Source organism: Microbacterium sp. B24, from assembly GCF_000333415.1.
GTDB lineage: Bacteria > Actinomycetota > Actinomycetes > Actinomycetales > Microbacteriaceae > Microbacterium.
In genome coordinates, this window is the sequence record NZ_BADB01000104.1 from 1 (window position 1) to 4,829 (window position 4,829).

Genomic DNA, 4,829 nt, shown 5'->3' on the forward strand with positions numbered 1-4,829 from the left:
CTTTCAGGAGGCATGAGCTGACCATCGTGGCCGGACACGCCGCGCTCGAGTCCTGATCGCCCACGGAGAACTGTCCGTCACCACTCCCCGCTCGAGAGGCATCGCTCTCGAGCGGGGAGTGGTTTCTCGTTGTGCGCGAGGAGAGCACCCATGTTGATCCTGTTGCCGCCGTCGGAGACCAAGCGCCCGGGCGGTCGCACGCGCATTGTCGACATCGCCGGGTTTGCGCTTCCCGAGCTCCGCGCCGCACGCGAGTCGGCCGTGGACGCCCTTGTGGCATTGAGCGCCGACGAGGAGCGCGCTGCGCGCGTGCTCAAGCTGTCGCGGCGTCAGCGCGAGGACATCGCCCACAATGCGACGCTGCGCAGCGCACCGACGTTGCCGGCGGTCGACCGCTACACGGGGGTGCTCTTCGATGCGCTGGATGCTGCCACCCTGACCGCGGCGTCGCGGCGCTGGCTGGGCGCTCACGTGCTCATCCACTCCGCGCCGTTCGGACCGGTCGCCGCGCTCGATGCGATCCCGACCTACCGGCTCGCCGCCGGAACGGCGCTTCCCGGCATCCCGCCCCTGAGGCGTCACTGGGCGGGTGAGGTCACCGAGGCTCTGCGCACGGCCGCGCCGTCGTTCGTCCTGGATCTGCGCTCCGAGGCGTACGTCGCCCTTGGCCCCGTTCCGTCGGACGTGGCGTCCGCCTACGTGCGCGTGGTGACGATCGGCGAGGACGGCGCGACACGTGCACTCAACCACTTCAACAAGCACGGCAAGGGGGCTTTGGTCAGAAGGCTCGCGGAAACCCGCCCGCGCATCGCGACGCGCGAGGCGCTCCTGGCGTGGGCCGAGACGGCGGGCGTGACGCTGCAGGACGGTGCGCCGGGGGAGATCGATCTCGTCGTGTGATCAGTCGCGCGCGGTGTGGGCGGCGGTTCGTTCTGTGTTCTCGGCAATGGCCACGAGGGCGACCCCGGACTCGATGATGAAGCGCAGCACGACGACGGCGAGGAACGCGACGACGGGAACGACGATCAACGTCGACAGGATGAGCGCGATGCCACCGCCCAGGTTCCACCACAGCGAACCGATGCCGGAGATGAGACCCCACAGGAACGTCGCGATGAAGGCGATGCCGATCGCGACGAGGCCCACGAGATAGAAGACGCTTGCCAATCTGCGAGTGATGAACCGCGTGAACGACAGGTCGAACAGGGCGGAGAGGAAGCCGCGACCGATGTCGTCGAGGTCGCCGACCAGCCGTGGAACCCCCGTGTCGTCGACACCGGCGATGCCCGCCCCGGATGCCGTGTCGCGCGCCACCTCTTCCGCGGGACGCGGCGGCAGCGGGGGGAGAGAGGACTCGGTCATCGGCGTTCCTTCCGGCGCGGACGGCAGTGCGCCCAGGCTATCGGCTGCGTCGCGGACGGGTGGGGACACGCGCGCGAAAGAGACGTCGCGCCGGTGTGCTCGCTACCAATACGATGTGAGCCGGAGCCGGCCAGGGTGGTCGCGCTCGACGGCGAGAATCGCCGGGGGAGGTACTCATGGATGATTACTCGGGCGGGAGCGCTGCCGCCGCTGCAGCTGCCCTGATCGTGTTTGCGTTCTTCGTCTTCATCTTCGCGGTGATCGGCTATGTGATCAGTGCGTTCTTCCTGATGAAGATCTTCGACAAGGCGGGAGTCCAGGGCAAGTGGCGCGCCTGGGTGCCGATCTACAACTTCATGGTGTTCGCAAAGCTCGGCGATGTCAGCCCATGGGTCATGCTGGGCGCCGTTGTGGCATCGGGCCTGCTGAGCCAGGTCCCCGTTCTCGGTTGGATCATCGCGCTGCTCCCGATCGTCGTGGGCGCCCTGGCCGCGTGGCGCGTGGGGCAGAAGCTTCAGAAGGAGACGCCCTGGGTCATCCTCTACGTCCTGCTCGGACTCGTGTGGCTCGGCATCCTCGCCTTCGACAAGTCGCGCTGGAACCCGAACGTGCCGCCCGCGCCGTGGGCGGCGAACGGCTTCCTCGCCGACCGCACCGTCTGGCAGGGCGTTCCCGTCCAGACGTCGGCGGCGCCCGCGGGCTACACCCCTCCTGCGGGTTACCAGCCGCCGGCGGGTTACCAGCCGCCGGCGCCTCCGGCCGGATATCAGCCGCCCGCGCCGCCGGCAGCCACCGCACCGCCTGCTGCTCCCGAGCCGCCGACCACGGAACCGCCGACCGCGGAGCCGCCGACCGCTCCGGAGCCGCCGCGCTCCTGATCGTCCTCACCGCTCAACCGCCCGGGTTCGCTGACAGCGCACCCGGGCGGTTGAGCGTGGCAGCCCGGCGGGCGTAGCGTCGATTCGCGCTTGTTGTGGCGGGCGCGGAAAGGCGGCGCCGTGCTCGGCAGGATCCTCGTGCGCTATCTCGCGCCCACGTGGCCGTTGCTCCTCCTGGTGGTGATCTTCCAGCTCGGCCAATCGGTCGCGTCGCTGCTGTTGCCCACGCTCAATGCCGACATCATCGACAACGGCGTGATCACGGGCGACATCGGCTACATCTGGCGGACCGGCGGCGTGATGCTCGGGATCAGCGTCGTCCAGATCGTCTGTTCGCTGGTCGCGGTGTACTTCGGTTCGCGGCTGGCGATGGGCCTCGGTCGTGCGGTGCGCGCCGATCTCTTCCACCGCGTTGTCGCCTTCTCGCAGCGCGAGGTCGGGCAGTTCGGGGCGCCGTCGCTGATCACCCGCAACACGAACGACGTCCAGCAGGTGCAGATGCTCGTTCAGATGTCGGCGACCGTGATGGTCTCCGCGCCGATGCTCGCGATCGGAGGCATCGTGATGGCGGTGCGCCAGGACGCGGGATTGTCGTGGCTGGTGGCGGTGTCGGTGCCCGTGCTGCTGGTGATCGTGTCGCTGGTGGTCGTGCGGATGGTCCCCGCCTTCACCACCATGCAGGCGCGCATCGACCGGCTCAACCAGATCATGCGCGAGCAGCTCACCGGCATCCGCGTCGTCCGCGCCTTCGTCCGAGAGAACGAGGAACGGCACCGCTTCACGCGCGCCAGCGAGGACGTGATGGAAACCGCCCTTCGCGCCGGAAACCTCATGGCCGTGATGTTCCCGGCGGTCATGCTCGTCATGAACCTGTCCTCGGTGGCGATCATCTGGTTCGGGGCCGCCGAGGTGCAGAACAACGGCGTGCAGATCGGCACGCTGTTCGCGTTCCTGAGCTACATGATGCAGATCCTCATGGGTGTCATGATGGCGACGTTCATGTTCGTGATGATCCCGCGCGCGGCGGTGTGCGCCGATCGCATCGGAGCCGTGCTGGAGACGGAGCCGTCCGTGCACGCCCCCGAGGCGCCCGTGCGAGCCGCCGGGGCCGGGGGACGCGTCGTCTTCGACGACGTCGAGTTCACCTACCCCGGTGCCGAGTCGCCAGTGCTCCAGGGCATCGCCTTCGCCGCCGAACCCGGAACCACGACGGCGATCATCGGTTCGACCGGCGCAGGAAAGTCGACGCTCGTCGGCCTCATCGCTCGGCTCTTCGACGTCACGGGGGGAGCGGTCACCGTCGACGGTGTCGACGTCCGCGAGCTCGACCCCGACGACCTCTGGGCCCGCGTCGGTCTCGTCCCCCAGCGCGCATTCCTGTTCGCCGGCACCGTCGCGTCCAACCTCCGCTACGGCGACGCCGCCGCCAGCGACGCGCAGCTCTGGGCGGCGCTGGATCTCGCGCAGGCGAAGGACTTCGTCGCGGCCCTGCCGGGCGGACTGGACGCCCCGATAGCGCAGGGCGGCACCAACGTCTCGGGTGGCCAGCGCCAGCGCCTCGCGATCGCTCGGGCATTGGCGCGGCAGCCCGAGATCTACATCTTCGACGACTCGTTCTCCGCGCTCGACCTGCGGACCGACGCCGCCCTTCGTCGCGCGCTCGATGCGCATCTTCCCGAGGCGACGCGGATCGTCGTCGCGCAGCGGGTATCGACCATCCGCCACGCGGACCAGATCGTCGTGCTCGATCACGGCCGGATGGTCGGACGCGGCACGCACGACGAGCTGGTGGAGACCAACGAGACGTACCGCGAGATCGTCGAGTCGCAGCTCGCGGCGCAGGAGGCATGATGAGCGGTCCGGGACCTCGAGGACCGCGCGGCGGTCCGATGGCGGGCGGTGCGCCCGTCCAGAAGGCGCAGAACTTCGGTCCGAGTGCGCGGCGGCTGCTGGGCACGTTGCGTGTCGATCGTGCCCGCCTGGCACTGGTGTTCCTGCTCGGTGTGCTGTCAGTGGGTCTGTCGGTGCTCGGTCCGAAAATCCTCGGCGACGGCACCAACGTCGTGTTCGCGGGCTTCATCTCGATGCAGGTGCCGGCCGGGGCCACGAAACAGCAGGTCATCGATCAGCTGATCGCCAGCGGCAACCAGCAGCAGGCCGACATGCTCTCGGCGATGGACTTCACGCCCGGAGCGGGCATCGACATGTCGCGACTGGGGGCGATCCTCATCGCGGTGCTGGCGATCTACATCTTCGCCGCGCTGTTCAACTGGCTGCAGGCGCGCCTGCTCAACGGCATCGTGCAGCGCGCGATGCACCGGCTCCGTGTGCGCGTCGAAGAGAAGGTCCATCGTCTGCCACTCGCGTACTTCGATGGCGTGCAGCGCGGGGAGCTGCTCAGTCGCGTCACCAATGACGTCGACAACATCGGCCAGTCGATGCAGCAGACGCTGTCGCAGGTGATCATGTCGCTGCTGACGGTGATCGGCGTGCTCGCGATGATGTTCATCATCTCCCCGCTTCTGGCGGTCATCGCGCTCGTGACCATTCCGTTGACGGTGATCGTGACGATGCTCGTCGCGCGCCGCT

General features: G+C 68.6%; 5 protein-coding genes. 4 read left to right on the forward strand and 1 reads right to left on the reverse strand.

Translation table 11 applies throughout. The annotated features are described in order from the left end of the window. The first annotated feature begins 150 nt into the window (after nucleotides 1-150). A complete protein-coding gene (gene yaaA, locus I5I_RS02300) occupies nucleotides 151-900 on the forward strand; it encodes a peroxide stress protein YaaA (protein ID WP_036316027.1) in 750 nt (249 codons plus the stop codon). Here yaaA and I5I_RS02305 read toward each other — a convergent pair whose 3' ends face one another. After that, a complete protein-coding gene (locus I5I_RS02305; protein ID WP_036316030.1) occupies nucleotides 901-1,362 on the reverse strand; it encodes a DUF4282 domain-containing protein in 462 nt (153 codons plus the stop codon). A 176-nt stretch (nucleotides 1,363-1,538) separates the two neighbouring features. Between I5I_RS02305 and I5I_RS02310 the strand changes: the two genes are divergently transcribed. From I5I_RS02310 to I5I_RS02320, 3 genes are all read left to right on the forward strand, one after another. After that, a complete protein-coding gene (locus tag I5I_RS02310; protein ID WP_036316033.1) occupies nucleotides 1,539-2,240 on the forward strand; it encodes a DUF5684 domain-containing protein in 702 nt (233 codons plus the stop codon). A 120-nt stretch (nucleotides 2,241-2,360) separates the two neighbouring features. Continuing rightward, a complete protein-coding gene (locus I5I_RS02315) occupies nucleotides 2,361-4,091 on the forward strand; it encodes an ABC transporter ATP-binding protein (RefSeq protein WP_036316035.1) in 1,731 nt (576 codons plus the stop codon). Next, nucleotides 4,091-4,829 (forward strand): ABC transporter transmembrane domain-containing protein (locus tag I5I_RS02320; RefSeq protein ID WP_275574453.1); only part of this gene is annotated, 739 nt, incomplete at its 3' end. The genes I5I_RS02315 and I5I_RS02320, both read left to right, overlap by 1 nt.